The following is a 14355-nucleotide window of genomic DNA, read 5'->3' as shown; positions in this document are numbered from 1 at the left end:
CAGCGCACACGCTCACAAATACGAGCGCCTCTTCAATTCGAATGAGCCTATGGATCAACCGTTTGGTTTTGCTTGCCAGGTTGAACCACTTTACAGCAATCGCACACTCAACCCCTCACCGACCACACGGCAGCCTTCCGAAAATGCACAGCATCAAGCGGTTCATCCCCGCCTCTTTCGTCGTCCTGTGGGCGACCGGCTTCATTGGCGCGCGTTACGCCATGCCATGGGCGGAGCCCTTCACCTTCCTCGCCGCGCGCTTCGTGCTGGCGGCGATCCTGCTGGCCGTTCTGATGATCGTGCTCGGCTCGAAGAGAGCGACCCGCGCCGAGGCGCTGCACGCCACGGGCGCGGGCATCCTGATGCATGGCGTCTATCTCGGCGGCGTCTTCTGGGCGATCCACAGGGGCATGCCGGCCGGGCTTTCGGCCCTGATCGTCGGGCTGCAGCCGCTGATCACGGCGGTACTCGCCGGCAGATTCCTCGGCGAAGCCATCCTGCCGCGCCATTGGGCCGGTCTCGGCATCGGCCTGGTCGGCGTGGTCATCGTGCTCTGGCCGAAGCTCGGCGCGTTCGGCGGCGGCGTGACGGCCGAGACGCTTGCCGCCTCGCTTGTCTCGGTGCTTGGCATGAGCGCCGGCACGATCTGGCAGAAGCGCTTCGCCTCCGGCGGCGATCTCGTGGCGGCCACCAAATGGCAATATGTCGGCGGTGCATCGGTCATGATCTTGGCTTCGCTTGCCTTCGAGACCCGCACCGTCGTCGTCAATGGCGAGCTGATCTTCGCCATGGCATGGTTGGTGCTGGTGCTGTCGATCGGTGCCATCTTCCTCTTGATGGTGATGATCCGCGACGGCGAGATGTCGAAAGTCGCTTCGCTGTTCTATCTGGTCCCGGCCGTCACCGCGGTCATCGCCTGGATATTGTTCGACGAGCAGTTGAGCCTGGTTCAGATCGTCGGCATGGCGATCGCGACGCTCGGCGTCGGGCTGGCAACCGCTCAGCCGACCAAGAATCAGCCAACTCGGGCGCGTGCCTCCAGATAGCGGCTGATCGCGGCGTTGAGCTCACCGCCGAGGATGAAGATCGCCGAGACGATGTAGAGGAAGACGACCGCGATCATGATCGAGGCAAGGCCGGCATAGGTCGTCACATAGGACGAGAAACGGTCGAGATAGGCGGCGAAGATGGTCGACCCGATGAGCCAGGCAATCAGCGTGAAGATGATGCCCGGTATGATCGAGACGAAGCGGCGCTTGCCCGCAGGCAGCCAGTAATGCACCGCGAACAGGCCACCGACGATGACGATGGAGGCGATGATGTAACGCCACAGCGTGATCGTGCCCATATAGGGTTTTATCCATTCGAAATTGGTCTCGGCCAGCCGCGCCAGTAAGGGCGCGAAGACCACGAGCACGCTGATCACCAGAAAACCCGCCGTGGCGATCAGCACGAAGACGATGCTCTGCACCCGGCGATAGATGATGCCGCGCGTTTCGGAGACGCGGTAGGCGCGGTTGAGCGAGGTGCGCAGCGCCTCGATGCCGTTCGAGGCGAAGAAGGCGGCGAGCAGCACGCCATAGGTCAACAGGTCGGTGCGCCGCACGGTAAGCACATTGAGCACTTCGCGCGCGATCGGCTTGGCGATCTGCTCGGGCCAGGTATCGAAGACGAGATGCACGGCCGTGTCGGCAAAAGCCTGTGCGCCGAAAAAGCTGGCCAGTGTCGTGGCGAAAATCAGAAAAGGGAAAAGCGCCATCAGCGCCGTGATCGCCAGATGACTGGCCATCGCCCAGCCATCGTCTGCGTTGAAATGGCCGAGCGCGTCATAGAGCACGCGTTTGAGGGCTACGATCTTCCGCAACAAGAACCGCGTTCCCTTCGATTGTCTCGACGCCGCGAATATGGGAAGGGATTGCGGCAAATGGCAAGCCTAGGTCAAACCACGCTTCCTCCTGGAGAAGCGTCGCGCACCATCATCGTCACCGGTGCTTCTTCCGGGATAGGCGCCTATTGCGCCCGGGCGCTGAAGGCGGAAGGCTGGCGGGTCTTCGCGACGGCGCGTCAGCCAGAGGATATCGCTGCCCTCGAAGCCGATGGCATCGAGGCCTCCTATCTGGACTACCGCGAACCCGTATCGATCGAGACGCTGGTGGCGTCGGTGCTGGAGCGGACGGACGGACGGCTCGATGCCCTGTTCAACAACGGCGCCTACGCACAGCCCGGCGCCGTCGAGGACTTGCCGGTCGCAGCACTCAGGGAGCAATTCGAGGCGAATGTCTTCGGCTGGCATGACCTCACCCGTCGTGTCGTGCCGGTGATGCGCCGCCAGGGACATGGCCGTCTCGTCCATTGCTCCTCGATCCTCGGCTTGGCGCCGCTGCGCTTTCGCGGCGCCTATTCGGCATCCAAGCACGCGATCGAAGGGCTGATGCTGTGCATGCGTCAGGAACTCCAGGGCAGCGGCATCCATGTCTCGCTGATCGAGCCGGGGCCGGTGACATCGAAGATCGCCAGCAACGGCCTTGTGTGGTTTCTCAGGAATATCGACCATGAGAATTCCGTGCACCGCCTCGCCTACGAGGCGCAGTTGCAGCGCCTGCGGGCCGGCGGCAGCACATCACGGCTGAAGCCCGGGCCGGAGGTGGTTCATGTGGCCTTGCGCCATGCGCTTCTGTCGCGGCGCCCGCGACCGCATTATGTGGTAACGGTGCCCGCCAGGATCGGCGTGATCCTCAAACGCATTCTGCCGGCAGCGATGCTCTACCGCCTGCTTGCCAAACGCGCCTGAACGCAATCGACTGGAAACACACTATGGCAACCGTCTTCAACATCCTCGCTGTCCTCGTCATGGTCGCCGTGGTGATCGTGCTGATCCGCGGCCTCATCAACATGATGCGCGGCGGCTCCAGCATGACCTCCAACAAGCTGATGCAGACGCGCGTGCTGCTGCAGTTCGTGGCATTGGTGCTGATCATGCTGGCCGTCTGGTTCACCCGCAAATAAGGCGACCCGCAATTTCAGGAGGCTGAGCGTGGTCAAGCTCAACAAGATCTACACCCGCACCGGCGACGACGGCACCACCGGCCTTGGCACCGGCGAACGGCGGCTGAAATCCGATCTGCGCATCGACGCCTATGGCACGATCGACGAAGCCAATGCCTGCATCGGCATGGCCCGCATCCACACCGCGGCATCATATCCGGCGATCGACGCGATGCTCGGCCGCATCCAGAACGACCTTTTCGACCTCGGCGCCGATCTGGCCGTGCCGGACGACGGCAAGCCGCTCGGCTATGAGCCGCTGCGCATCACCGCAGTGCAGACCGACCGTGTCGAAAAGGACATCGACTTGCTCAACAAGGATCTGCAGCCGCTCAAATCCTTCGTGCTCAACGGCGGCACGCCGGCGGCGGCTGCCCTTCACCTCGCCCGCACGGTGGCCCGGCGGGCCGAGCGCATCATGGTGGCGTTGACGCAGGGCCCAGGCGAGCATGTCAACCGCGAGGCGATAAGATACATCAACCGCGTGTCGGACTTTCTGTTCGTCGCCGCGCGCGCGGTCAATGACAATGGAAACGCCGACGTGCTATGGGTTCCCGGCAAGAACCGCTGAATCTGCCGAGGCGGGAGGGGGTCCGATGTTCATCCCGCTTTACGACACCAACAGGCTGCGCCACATCAAGCTGCAATATGTGACGATCAGCCTGATCGCGCTCAACACGCTCATCTACTTCGCCACCGCGCTTGGCGGCGAGCAGTTTTCCAACGCTGCTGTGCTGGGCCTCGGCTTCATCCCGTCGGTCGTCCACGACAGCCTCGAACTCGCCCCACAGTTTGTCGTCATCCCCGAGAGCCTGAGCTACGTCACCTATTCCTTCCTGCATGCCGATATTTTCCACCTTGGCGGCAACATGCTGTTCCTCTGGGTATTCGGCGACAATGTCGAGGACGCGCTCGGCCATGTCCGCTTTCTCGCCTTTTACCTGCTTTGCGCCATCGCCGGTGCCTTCTTCCAGGGCCTGATCGCGTGGGATTCGCAGGTTCCGCTGATCGGCGCCTCGGGCGCCATTGCCGGTGTGGTTGCCGCCTATCTGATCCTATATCCCCGCGTGAAAATATGGGTGCTGGCCTTCGCCCGGATCCCGCTGCGCATCCCGGCCTTCATACCGCTTATCCTGTGGATCTTGTTCCAGATCGTGATGTTCGCCGCCGGCGGCGAGGATCAGGTTTCCTGGGCATGCCATGTCGGCGGCATCATCGCCGGGGCCGTGCTGGTGCTCATCTTGCGCAACCGCGCCGTGCCACTGCTTGCCGGCGCGGACGAAGAGGCCGTGGTGGTCGCCGGCCAGGTGCCTGTCGCCGCAGAGCCGGCGCCAGGCGACCCGCTGCCGGCGGAGCCAGCGCCGCGCTGGGGACGGGGAAGCGCCTCCAATCCGGACTGAACCGATTTGAGTGCGTCGCGGGTGATTTGGGCGCGCCCCAGATATTGACGTGCGGGGTCGCCGCAACTACGGAAGCTTTCCCGCACTAGGCGGTCGGAGACTAGAATTCCGCCCGGAATGTCGGCTTTCGACAACTCTGAAGGGGCGCACGCTGCTATAGCGCGCTCAATTTATCTTGGAAGAGGTTGCTATCGTGAAAGAGGTGACAGGCAAATGAAGATCCTTGTGCCCGTGAAGCGGGTTGTGGATGCGAATGTGAAGGTTCGTGTGAAAGCTGACGGTTCGGCGGTGGAACTCGCCAACGTCAAGATGGCGATGAACCCGTTCGACGAGATCGCGGTCGAAGAGGCGATCCGGCTGAAGGAGGCCGGCAAGGCGGAAGAGATCATCGTTGTCTCGATCGGGCCGCAGCAGGCGCAGGAGACCTTGCGCACCGCGCTCGCCATGGGCGCCGACCGTGCCATTCTGGTCAAGACCGACGAGCAGACCGAGCCGCTGGGTGTCGCCAAGGTGCTGAAGGGCGTGGTCGAGGCGGAACAGCCCGGCCTCGTCATTCTCGGCAAGCAGGCGATCGACGACGATTCGAACCAGACCGGCCAGATGCTGGCAGCACTTCTGGGCTGGGCGCAAGGCACTTTTGCTTCCAAGGTCGTTATCGACGGCGACACGGCCAAGGTGACGCGGGAGGTCGATGGCGGCCTGCAGACGGTGGAGCTGAAGATGCCGGCGATTGTCACCGCGGATCTTCGCCTCAACCAGCCGCGCTATGCCTCGCTGCCCAACATCATGAAGGCCAAGAAGAAGCCGCTCGACGAGAAGAGCCCGGCCGACTACGGCGCCGACGTCAAGCCGCGGCTGAAGGTGATTAAGACCGAGGAGCCGGGCGGCCGCAAGGCAGGCGTCAAGGTCAAGAGCGTCGCCGAACTGGTCGACAAGCTTAAGAACGAAGCCGGCGTGCTGTAGGAATTCATGTGATGCCGGCCTGCAAACGGCAGGGTTCTCCGCTTCCGGTGCTCACGTACTGAAGTACGCTCCGCTCCGGTTCTCGAACCCAACCGTTTTCGACTCGGCCTGACATGAATTCGAGACGTTCCCACTGAAGTGGATCAAGGAATAGAGAGATGACAATTCTTCTGATTGCCGAACACGACAACGCAACGCTTTCCGACCAGACCGCCAAGGCGCTTTCGGCGGCACTGCAGATCGGCTCGGACGTGCATGTGCTGGTCGCCGGCAAGGGCGCCAAGCCGGCTGCCGACGCCGCCGCCAAGCTCAAGGGCGTGGGCAAGGTGCTGCTCGCCGAAGCCGATGAGCTCACCGAGCGTCTCGCCGAGCCGCTGGCCGCACTCGTCGTCGGCATAGCCGGCGCCTATGACACGATCATCGCGCCGGCGACCTCGTCGGGCAAGAATGTCGCGCCGCGCGTGGCGGCTCTGCTCGATGTCGCGCAAGTGTCCGAGATCATCGAAGTGGTGTCATCAGACACCTTCAAGCGGCCGATCTATGCCGGCAACGCCATCCAGACTGTGCAGTCGAGCGATGCCAAGAAGGTCATCACCGTGCGCACCGCCTCCTTCCAGGCCGCACCCGAGGGCGGTTCCGCCCCGGTCGAGACGGTCCAGCCGGCGGCCAATCCCGGCCTGTCGAGCTTCGTCGAGAACAGGCTTTCCGAGACCGATCGTCCGGAGCTGACTTCGGCCAGGATCATCATCTCGGGCGGCCGCGCGCTGGGCTCTTCGGAGAAGTTCCAGGAGGTCATCCTGCCGGTCGCAGACAAGCTCGGCGCCGCCGTCGGCGCCTCTCGTGCCGCCGTCGATGCTGGCTACGCGCCGAACGACTGGCAGGTCGGCCAGACCGGCAAGGTCGTCGCCCCCGATCTCTACATCGCCGTCGGCATCTCCGGCGCCATCCAGCACCTCGCCGGCATGAAGGATTCGAAGGTCATCGTCGCCATCAACAAGGACGAGGAAGCGCCAATCTTCCAAGTCGCCGACTACGGCCTCGTCGGCGACCTTTTCGTCATTCTGCCGGAACTGCAAAAGGCGCTTTGACGCTATCTGGCAAAGCGTATTAAATTGTGAGAGGCGGGGTAGACGAAGCTGCCCCGCCCTTTTAGTTTGCACCGCACAAAAAGCAGGCCGCAAAGGCCTTTTGACGGGATCGGTGTAATGAGCAAGATCGAGACGATCGGCATCATCGGCGCAGGCCAGATGGGCGGCGGCATCGCCCATGTGTCCGCGCTTGCGGGCTACAAGGTGCTGGTCTACGACATCTCACCCGACCGCATCGAAAAGGGCATCGCCACGATCAGCGGCAACATGGCCCGTCAGGTCGGCTCCGGCAAACTCGAGGAAAAGCTGCGCAACGACGCAATGGCGCGCATTTCGGCAGCGCCCACCATGGCCGACCTTGCGGGTGCCGATCTGGTGATCGAGGCAGCGACCGAGGACGAGACGGTCAAGCGCAAGATCTATGCCCAGCTCTGTCCGCAGCTCAATCCCGAAGCCATCCTGGCGACGAACACCTCGTCGATCTCGATCACACGCCTCGCCGCGCAGACCGACAGGCCGGAGCGTTTCATCGGCATCCATTTCATGAATCCGGTTCCGCTGATGAAGCTGGTCGAACTGGTGCGCGGCATCGCCACCGAGGACCAGACCTTCGAAGCGGCAAAGGCCTATGTGAACCATCTCGACAAGACGATCACCGTCTCGGAGGATTTTCCGGCCTTCATCGTCAACCGCATCCTGCTGCCGATGATCAACGAGGCGATCTACACGCTCTATGAGGGGGTCGGCTCGGTCGACGCGATCGACACCGCCATGCGGCTCGGCGCCAACCATCCGATGGGACCGCTGCAGCTCGCCGATTTCATCGGCCTCGACACCTGCCTGTCGATCATGCAGGTGCTGCATGACGGCCTGTCGGATTCGAAATACCGCCCTTGCCCGCTGCTGGTGAAATATGTCGAGGCCGGCTGGCTCGGCCGCAAGACCGGGCGCGGTTTCTACGACTATCGCGGCGAGCATCCCGTTCCGACGCGCTGACCGGCGATACGAGCCAACGGACATCGCGCGCGGTCGCGCTGAGTGAAGACCGCATCGGGCCGATCCTTGCCCGAAGCCCGATGGATTTGGCTCAAACCAGCCCGGCAGAGCGTTTCACGTCGAGCATTTTGCGGCCAACTGGAACCACTTGGCGTCGCACAAACGAAACAAAGAGATAGAGCGGAATGCCGGATCAATCCAAACGCATTCCGCTTTAGAGTCAAAACTCAATCAGCGGGATGCCGCCAATAGCCGAGATGGGTGGTTTCTGCCCTCCGCCTCGCCAATCGGAACGAGTAGGCAGCGCCATCTTTGGGCATTCACGATACGAACGCCAAACGCCGCATTCGTCACCCACTCCGCGCGTAGCCTACGGCCGGGGCAAGAGGCGCGGTGTTCCGCAACCTCAAGGGACGGACTATCGTTTGCGACCGCGAAGCCATCCGCATGCGTTCCGGTGAACTCGCCGCGTGGTGTAAATTTTCAATGTCCCATTGGCGGCCTACTTACTCCGGCAATCCGGCGTTGCGCAGGCCATCGAGCAGAGGTTTGAGCGCATCTCGGTGAGCATAAGGATTCACAGCGATCAGTTCCCGCGATGAGATGCTGGGTCTAAGTTCGCGAGCCTTCGCCAGCGCATTCGCAGCGAGAGCGGCATGGCCGAGATGGTCATGGGCGGCCGCCAGTGTGAGCCAAGCGGGGTGATCCTTTTTTGGCATGTTGTCCAAGGCCGCTACGACTTCGCCATATCTCCTCAGTTCCAGCAAAATTTTGGCGCGAATTACCCAGAACCAGTGTGGTGGAAACGGGGTTCTCTTCAGCGCGTCGTCGATTGAAGCCAGAGCCTCCTCCGGCCGGCCGGCGTATCGCAACCAATTCGCTCGGTCCGCGCGAATTTGCGCATCGGCCGGATTGAGAGCGACGGCGCGGTCGAAATGGACGCCGGCCCGTTCGTATTCGCGGAGCCACACCATGACCATGCCGTTGGCGTGGTGGACCGTTGGATCGTTGCTGTCCAACTCCATGGCTCTTTGTGCGGCAAGTGACGCTTCGTGCAGCGTTCGTGGATCGGTGTCGAACCAGTAGCGGGCGAGGAGAGCGATCGCCAGCCAGGCGTGAGCGTGCGCAAAATCGGGATCGATCGCCGTCGCGCGGGAAAAAAGCGGAACGGCCTCCTTCTCCATGTTGGCGTCGGCCAGCTCCCGGCCCTGCAGGAAAAAGTCATAGGCCGTCCAGCTCGACGTTGGCCGCTTGCGCACCTGAAGAGCAGCAGCGGCCACCATTCGCCCCTCGAGCGTCGTCACGATTGCTGCCACGACTTCGTCCTGCACAGCAAAAATGTCGTGGCATTCGCGATCATACCGCTCCGCCCAGACGTGGTTGCCTGTCCTTGCGTCGATCAACTGTGCAGTAATGCGAATCCGCTCGCCCGCCTTCCGCACACTACCTTCGATGACGTAGTTCGCGCCCAGATCGCGGGCGGCCTGCATTGGGTTGATGCCCATCCTGGCAAGATGGAACGAAGCGTGACGCGCCGCGACGGTAAGATTTTTGAACCGCGACAACTCGGTGGTGATGTCCTCCGTGATGCCGTCCGAAAGGTATTGTTGACTGGGATCGCCGCTCAGATTGTCGAATGGCAAAACGGCAATGGAGGGCCTGGCAGCAGACGTCGTTGCGGCCCGCCCGCCCACTTGACCAGTACTCGTTTCCACACGGTAAACCCGCACCGGTCTGACGATATTCTTGAGCTCCACCTCGCCCATGTCCTCGAAGGCAGCGTTGCCTTTGCCTCGCAATTCCTCATGAACCTTGGCCGATACGCAGACCCCGCCTGGCTCTGCCAAGGCTTCGAGGCGAGCCGCAACGTTCACACCGTCGCCATAGATGTCCGAGCCCTCACCGATCACGTCGCCCAGATTGATGCCGATACGCAGCAATATGCGGCGGTGCTCGGTGAGGGATTGGTTGGCCTCCGCCATTTTGGCCTGTAGTTCGACTGCAGCCTCGACCGCGTTCACCGCGCTGGTGAACTCCATCAGCACGCCGTCGCCCATAAGCTTGACGATCCGCCCGCCGCGATCGCGAACGATCGGCTCCAGGATCGCCTTGCGCCGCTCCTTCAGTGCCGCCAGCGTACCCGCCTCATCCGCCTCCATCATTCGGCTGTAGCCGACCACGTCGGCCACAGCGATGGCGGCAAGACGGCGCTTGACGCGTTCATCAGCCATTAAGTGATCGCCTCACTGGTTGGATCGATGGTATTTGCGCCGCACGGAAGAGTCCATCGTGGCCAGCAACGAGAACGGCTACCTGGGTGGAATGATGGTCTCCTACCCCTTTCGGGACATTGAGCCTTCAACAGTCAATGACTGCTTCGGGTCAGGGCTTGCCGTAGAAGTTCTCCGAGCGAAAGGGCCGCAACGGGGTCGAACGAGGTCGTTCAGAAATGAAATGAGTTTTGACGTTAGAGCATCACGGTCTCCGCTCGCGGGCCGTCGCTACCAGCGCACGAAAATCCGGGCGCCGAGCGCGCCGAGCGCGGCGAGGACGGCAATCGCCATCGTGTACCAGGTGGCGACGAAAAGCGGCGAGTCGTCGAAGCAGTGTGCGGCATAGAAAGTTGCCGCCAGCCCACCGGCGAGCAGGCCCGCCACCGTTCCCGCAAGCACCGGCCGCGTCGGCGCGCCATAGCGCAGCACCGCTATGAAGACGGCAAGCGGACCGATGCCGATCAGCGGAATGGACGTCAGGCAGATAACCATGTTGCTGCCGACCAGCCGTGTGCCCCAGTCGGCCGCAGGCACGGAAAGGAGCTCCAGAACCACCGCAATGATCACCAGCAGCGGTGCGGTAATCATCCAGGCCGCCGCCCTGCTTGTCGATGCACTGGGTGTGGACAGGGCCCGGATCAAGGCGAAGGCGCTGACGGCCAGAGCAGTCGTGAAGACGAACTTGGAGAGGAAGCGCATCGTGTGCATGGCGGTTGCGATGTCGGCACGCGGACCGATCGTCAGCCAGAAAACCACCGCCGCGATCACGGTAGCCGCACCGGCGGCCAGCCACCAGGCCGAGCCAAGCGGCATCGCCGTGCTGCGGGCATCGGCGTCAAGCGCCTTGATGAGATCGTCGGTCCTCATGTCATTCCCGCTTGAACTGTTTGGCCCGCCCGAATTGTTTGGCCCCGAACCGTTTGGCAATGGCGGCAAGCCCGCGATGCAGCGACACGCGCACCGCCGTCTCGCTGATGCCGAACTTCGCTGCCGTCTCGCCGATGGAACGGCCTTCGACCGATACAGACGAGACCACGGAACGCTGCGCCGGCGGCAGGCCGTCCAGCGCCCGGTTGATGTCGCGCTCGCTGACTGTCTCGGCCTCCGGTTCGGCGAAGGTCTCGGCGATCTCGTCGATCTCGATCTCGACACGCCGCCCGCGCCGCCGAAAGGCGTCGATCAGCTTGAAACGCGCAATGGCGTAGACCCAGGGCAGCACAGCCAGATCCTGACGCCACGTATGCCGTTTCACATGAATGGCCAGCAAGGTTTCCTGCACGACATCCTCGGGATCGACCCCGCCGTGGACGATCTTGCGCCTGACAAAGCCGCGAACGAGAGCAGCCGTCCGGTGCAGAAAGTCGGCGTAAGCCCTTTCATCTCCCGCGATCGCGGCCCGCATCAGCCGGGAAAGCTCGGCCTCGTCCTTGCCGGTCACAAGAGTTCACTCCCGATATTCGCGCCTCGGCGCTGGTTTGTTACGTGGCCGGCGAAATAATGTCCAAGCCAAACTATGGGAAAATCACGAAGATTTGCAGACGGCTCAGTGCCTAGAGCCGAGCACCGCGTCCCGGACAAACCTCAAACCTTTTCGTACGACCAACTTCCTGCGCCTTTTCCGGTACTCGCGCCGCAGCACCGCAAGAACTTCGAAATGCGTTCTATCGAGTTCCGCAGTCGATGACGGGTCGCGCGCATGCGGCAGCGCCAAAAGAGCATCGGCATGCATGTTGGCGTAGGGCATTGAATCATATTTGTCGAAAGGTGTTGGCGGATAACTCAGGACGGTGGGGTTGGTGTTGATCTCGAAGACCTGAATGCGGCCATCGACGATCGTGTAGTCGACCCGACCATATGTAATCGAGGCCTTTTCGAAAATCGCCATCAGATCCGGCGCATGGGGATTGTCCCTTACATAGTCCAGGTGCTGTTTTCTTGTAGCTTGCAGAATGCCCCTTCCAGGGTCCTTGATGAACCATTCTTCGTTGGCAAAACAATGCTGTGCGTAGGTCCGATCGCCGACGCGATACGCCGCGTATTTTCGGTACAGGCCATCAGGGCCGGCCTTCGATCCGAATTCGACCACCATTGGTCGGACGAACTTCATGTCAGGCAGGGCGGCGAGAGCATTGTCCAGCTCGCGACGCGCTTGCAATAGCCGTGGCGCCTTGTAAGCGGCGCCTGTCTCGTCGCGTAGAAAAACGGGATAGCGTATATCGTCGGGCAGAGCATCTGGCCGGTGGACCTGGAAAGTGTTGATGCGATCCGCAAATAGTTTGCGCAGCAGGTCGAAACGCTGAAAACTCTCGCGCGGATGATTGAGCTGAACGACGTGAGGTTGTTGCAGCTCCATCTTGCGGCCGAGCTCCGAGGCCGCATCGATTTCAACCTCGCTCAGTCGGTCCATGTCGGACCAGATTACCGTTCCCGCAGAAAGCGACCCTAGAAGAGTTGCCTGTTCGTAGGGAACCAGGCGAAAAAAGTTCTGCATATCTTTTCGATAATAGAGAAGAAAGCTCGCCTGGGTGTAGGTATGCAGGCGATGGCAAACATAAAAAATCATCGGAAAATCCGCCGTTGCGGGGTCGCGCATGCACGACTAGCAAATAGAGATCATGCATTCTATACGGCATTGGCGGGCTGCTCTTCATGACAACGAAAAACATCCGATTTCATTCCCTCGACAAAGAAGACGTGCCGCGGATGGCCGAGATGGAGAATGCCGCATGGGGACCGCTTGGTGCCGGAGCGGACACTATCCGTCGTCGACTTTCCCTAGGGCATACGATGATCGCGGCCTCCATTGATAGTCTTGTCGCAGGCGCAATCTGCTTCGTAGAGACCAATCAGGATCCGCACGACACCGCAAAGTTTCCAAAGACCTTCTCCGCCTATTCTTCGATGACCCGAAGTGAGCCTGCGCTTTCGCTCTATGTCTATAATCTCGGTGTGCGTCCGGAGTTCAGAGGAACCGATATCGCGCGTCGTCTGCTTTCCGAATTGATCGAGCACGGACGCCGGGTCGGTGCACGCTGGTTGGTGGGAGACGGACGCTGTCCGTCCTACGCAGGCGCGCAGCACGACACTCCCGACAAGGTGCTTCCGGATCAGAGGTTTCGCGCGACCATCGACGACTGGCACCGTACCGGCGTGACGCCTCCGGTGAAATCCATAATCCGGGATCCGCTGCTGCGATTCTACCGACGGGTGCTGAGCTGCGAATTTCTGCATCTGGCGCCTGGATTTCTGCCGGAGGATGCAAGCTCCGGGGGCTATCGCGTTATCTTTGCGGTGGATGTCACCCAATGATATCAGCCGAGCTTTTCAACCCTTTCGCTCTCGGCAACGATCGGTTTCCAGAATTCGCGCGGCGCCGGGCGACCGGGGGAGCAGCTTGGGGCGAAGCACCTTACCCCGAGGTGGGCCAAGCGTACTACGTGTTCAGCCATGCTCTGGTTTCGAAGGCGCTGAAACACCCGTCGCTTTTGCAAGCGCCGCCCGGCGCTTACCAGGCGACCCGGCAAAAGATCACCGCTAATTACGCGCTCGATCTGCTGACGAAATCCATGATGTTGTCGGATCCTCCGCAACATCTACAACTTCGCCGCCCGCTCGCGGGATCGCTGACGCCATCCCTGAGTGCGCGTCTCTTCGACAGCCTGTTGTCCACAGCATTGCATTTGACGCAAAAGGCCACGGAAAAACCAGACTTCGACGCAGTGCGCGATCTGGCCGTCCCTTTGTCGTTCTCAACTTTGGAGAACATCCTCGGCATTGATATCGATAACCCGTGGTCGATGGGAGACGATGCACAATGCATGGCCAAAGCACTGGAGATGAGACCTGAAGGCGTGGACCCCGACGCCAATGATGCCTGCCGCCGGCTGGAACTCTGGGTGTCGTCCGCGATCGACAAGGGTGCGATACGGCCAAACGGCATGGCCGCGCAGATGCTAGCAGAGGTCGAAGCCGGCCGCTGGCAACGCGACGACGCCGTTGCCAACATCGTGTTTCTCCTTTTTGCAGGACAGGCGACGGTTGTCGACACGTTCGGCAACGCGCTTGTTGCGCTTGAATGCTTCCCCGACCAGCGGAAACTTCTTGAAGACGGACGCATAAGCTGGCTGTCCGCAGCGGAAGAACTGCTTCGCTATTGCGCTCCGGTTCACTATGCCGGAGCACGGATCGCTGCGAACGACTTCGATTTTGACGGTGTCGCCATCCGTGCCGGACAGGCTGTCGTCCCAGTGCTTGCCAGCGCCAATCGCGATGCGGCGGTTTTTCCGGCAGGCGACCAGCTGGACCTGAACGCCGCCGTCTCCGCTACCCTCACCTTCGGCACTGGCTTGCATGTCTGTCTCGGGCAGCATGTCGCCCGGCTGGAGCTAGCCGCCCTGCTGGAGGCACTGTTCACAAAGGCTGGAGGCTGGCGCCTGGACCTTCCCAGGGTTGTCAGACGACCCTCGGTGCTGCTTTACGGCCTGCAGACCGCTCCCCTGATTTTCGCGTAGAAAACGCCGGGGAACACGATCCCTTCGCGGCGACGCTTTGTTGCGGACAGAGCAGACACGTGCCTGCTCACACAAAATT

The 14355-nt window shown here is 61.6% G+C and carries 15 protein-coding genes; 10 read left to right on the top strand and 5 right to left on the bottom strand.

Annotated features, from left to right (window positions below):
• Positions 1-143: 143 nt before the first annotated feature.
• A complete protein-coding gene (locus EOC94_RS03315; protein WP_127288564.1) occupies positions 144-1046 on the top strand; it encodes an EamA family transporter in 903 nt (300 codons plus the stop codon).
• Here EOC94_RS03315 and EOC94_RS03310 read toward each other — a convergent pair.
• Positions 1016-1867: a YihY/virulence factor BrkB family protein gene (locus EOC94_RS03310; RefSeq protein ID WP_127288563.1), complete on the bottom strand. Its 852-nt coding sequence runs from the start codon at positions 1865-1867 to the stop codon at positions 1016-1018. The two genes, EOC94_RS03315 and EOC94_RS03310, sit on opposite strands and share 31 nt — an antisense overlap.
• A gap of 57 nt (positions 1868-1924) precedes the next feature.
• Here EOC94_RS03310 and EOC94_RS03305 point away from each other — a divergent pair, with 57 nt between their 5' ends.
• From EOC94_RS03305 to EOC94_RS03275, 7 genes are all read left to right on the top strand, one after another.
• A complete protein-coding gene (locus tag EOC94_RS03305; RefSeq protein WP_127288562.1) occupies positions 1925-2791 on the top strand; it encodes an SDR family oxidoreductase in 867 nt (288 codons plus the stop codon).
• A 23-nt stretch (positions 2792-2814) separates the two neighbouring features.
• Positions 2815-3006, top strand: coding sequence for a twin transmembrane helix small protein (locus EOC94_RS03300; RefSeq protein WP_126104766.1), 192 nt, complete (start codon positions 2815-2817; stop codon positions 3004-3006).
• Between the two features lie 28 nt (positions 3007-3034).
• Positions 3035-3616, top strand: coding sequence for a cob(I)yrinic acid a,c-diamide adenosyltransferase (locus EOC94_RS03295; RefSeq protein WP_127288561.1), 582 nt, complete (start codon positions 3035-3037; stop codon positions 3614-3616).
• Positions 3617-3641: 25 nt separating this feature from the next.
• On the top strand, positions 3642-4445 hold the full coding sequence (locus EOC94_RS03290) for a rhomboid family intramembrane serine protease (protein ID WP_127288560.1): 804 nt from the start codon (positions 3642-3644) through the stop codon (positions 4443-4445).
• 213 nt (positions 4446-4658) lie between these two features.
• A complete protein-coding gene (locus tag EOC94_RS03285; protein ID WP_127288559.1) occupies positions 4659-5408 on the top strand; it encodes an electron transfer flavoprotein subunit beta/FixA family protein in 750 nt (249 codons plus the stop codon).
• A 158-nt stretch (positions 5409-5566) separates the two neighbouring features.
• Positions 5567-6496 carry an electron transfer flavoprotein subunit alpha/FixB family protein gene (locus EOC94_RS03280; protein ID WP_029350807.1) on the top strand — a complete coding sequence of 310 codons (930 nt, stop codon included), beginning with the start codon at positions 5567-5569 and terminating at the stop codon, positions 6494-6496.
• 117 nt (positions 6497-6613) lie between these two features.
• The gene (locus tag EOC94_RS03275; RefSeq protein WP_095485986.1) at positions 6614-7492 is read left to right on the top strand and encodes a 3-hydroxybutyryl-CoA dehydrogenase; all 879 of its coding nucleotides are present in this window, start codon (positions 6614-6616) and stop codon (positions 7490-7492) included.
• A 506-nt stretch (positions 7493-7998) separates the two neighbouring features.
• On the opposite strand, the gene EOC94_RS03270 is transcribed toward EOC94_RS03275, so the two are convergent.
• From EOC94_RS03270 to EOC94_RS03255, 4 genes are all read right to left on the bottom strand, one after another.
• Positions 7999-9723, bottom strand: coding sequence for an adenylate/guanylate cyclase domain-containing protein (locus EOC94_RS03270; RefSeq protein WP_095485985.1), 1725 nt, complete (start codon positions 9721-9723; stop codon positions 7999-8001).
• A 270-nt stretch (positions 9724-9993) separates the two neighbouring features.
• The gene (locus EOC94_RS03265; RefSeq protein WP_127288558.1) at positions 9994-10632 is read right to left on the bottom strand and encodes an NrsF family protein; all 639 of its coding nucleotides are present in this window, start codon (positions 10630-10632) and stop codon (positions 9994-9996) included.
• A 1-nt stretch (position 10633) separates the two neighbouring features.
• Positions 10634-11203, bottom strand: a complete 570-nt coding sequence (locus EOC94_RS03260; protein WP_095485983.1) for a sigma-70 family RNA polymerase sigma factor — start codon at positions 11201-11203, stop codon at positions 10634-10636.
• 105 nt (positions 11204-11308) lie between these two features.
• Positions 11309-12328, bottom strand: a complete 1020-nt coding sequence (locus tag EOC94_RS03255; RefSeq protein WP_127288557.1) for a hypothetical protein — start codon at positions 12326-12328, stop codon at positions 11309-11311.
• 86 nt (positions 12329-12414) lie between these two features.
• Between EOC94_RS03255 and EOC94_RS03250 the strand changes: the two genes are divergently transcribed.
• Both EOC94_RS03250 and EOC94_RS03245 read left to right on the top strand, forming a co-directional pair.
• A complete protein-coding gene (locus EOC94_RS03250) occupies positions 12415-13074 on the top strand; it encodes a GNAT family N-acetyltransferase (RefSeq protein WP_127288556.1) in 660 nt (219 codons plus the stop codon).
• Positions 13071-14276 (top strand): cytochrome P450, encoded by a 1206-nt coding sequence (locus tag EOC94_RS03245; RefSeq protein WP_127288555.1) that lies wholly within the window; start codon positions 13071-13073, stop codon positions 14274-14276. Before EOC94_RS03250 ends, EOC94_RS03245 begins: the two co-directional genes overlap by 4 nt.
• Positions 14277-14355 lie beyond the last annotated feature (79 nt).

Source organism: Mesorhizobium sp. M6A.T.Ce.TU.016.01.1.1 (assembly GCF_003997065.1).
Taxonomy (GTDB): Bacteria; Pseudomonadota; Alphaproteobacteria; order Rhizobiales; family Rhizobiaceae; genus Mesorhizobium; species Mesorhizobium mediterraneum.
The sequence above is the reverse complement of the archived record's forward strand: the minus strand, read 5'-3'. Positions and strand labels throughout refer to the sequence as shown.

Excerpts from the sequence above, each read along its gene's own strand:
- EOC94_RS03315 (WP_127288564.1), top strand. The coding sequence starts at position 144 with ATGCACAGCATCAAGCGGTTCATCCCCGCCTCTTTCGTCGTCCTGTGG.
- EOC94_RS03305 (WP_127288562.1), top strand. The coding sequence starts at position 1,925 with ATGGCAAGCCTAGGTCAAACCACGCTTCCTCCTGGAGAAGCGTCGCGC.
- EOC94_RS03300 (WP_126104766.1), top strand. The coding sequence starts at position 2,815 with ATGGCAACCGTCTTCAACATCCTCGCTGTCCTCGTCATGGTCGCCGTG.
- EOC94_RS03290 (WP_127288560.1), top strand. The coding sequence starts at position 3,642 with ATGTTCATCCCGCTTTACGACACCAACAGGCTGCGCCACATCAAGCTG.
- EOC94_RS03285 (WP_127288559.1), top strand. The coding sequence starts at position 4,659 with ATGAAGATCCTTGTGCCCGTGAAGCGGGTTGTGGATGCGAATGTGAAG.
- EOC94_RS03280 (WP_029350807.1), top strand. The coding sequence starts at position 5,567 with ATGACAATTCTTCTGATTGCCGAACACGACAACGCAACGCTTTCCGAC.
- EOC94_RS03275 (WP_095485986.1), top strand. The coding sequence starts at position 6,614 with ATGAGCAAGATCGAGACGATCGGCATCATCGGCGCAGGCCAGATGGGC.
- EOC94_RS03270 (WP_095485985.1), bottom strand. The coding sequence starts at position 9,723 with ATGGCTGATGAACGCGTCAAGCGCCGTCTTGCCGCCATCGCTGTGGCC.
- EOC94_RS03265 (WP_127288558.1), bottom strand. The coding sequence starts at position 10,632 with ATGAGGACCGACGATCTCATCAAGGCGCTTGACGCCGATGCCCGCAGC.
- EOC94_RS03255 (WP_127288557.1), bottom strand. The coding sequence starts at position 12,328 with ATGATTTTTTATGTTTGCCATCGCCTGCATACCTACACCCAGGCGAGC.
- EOC94_RS03250 (WP_127288556.1), top strand. The coding sequence starts at position 12,415 with ATGACAACGAAAAACATCCGATTTCATTCCCTCGACAAAGAAGACGTG.
- EOC94_RS03245 (WP_127288555.1), top strand. The coding sequence starts at position 13,071 with ATGATATCAGCCGAGCTTTTCAACCCTTTCGCTCTCGGCAACGATCGG.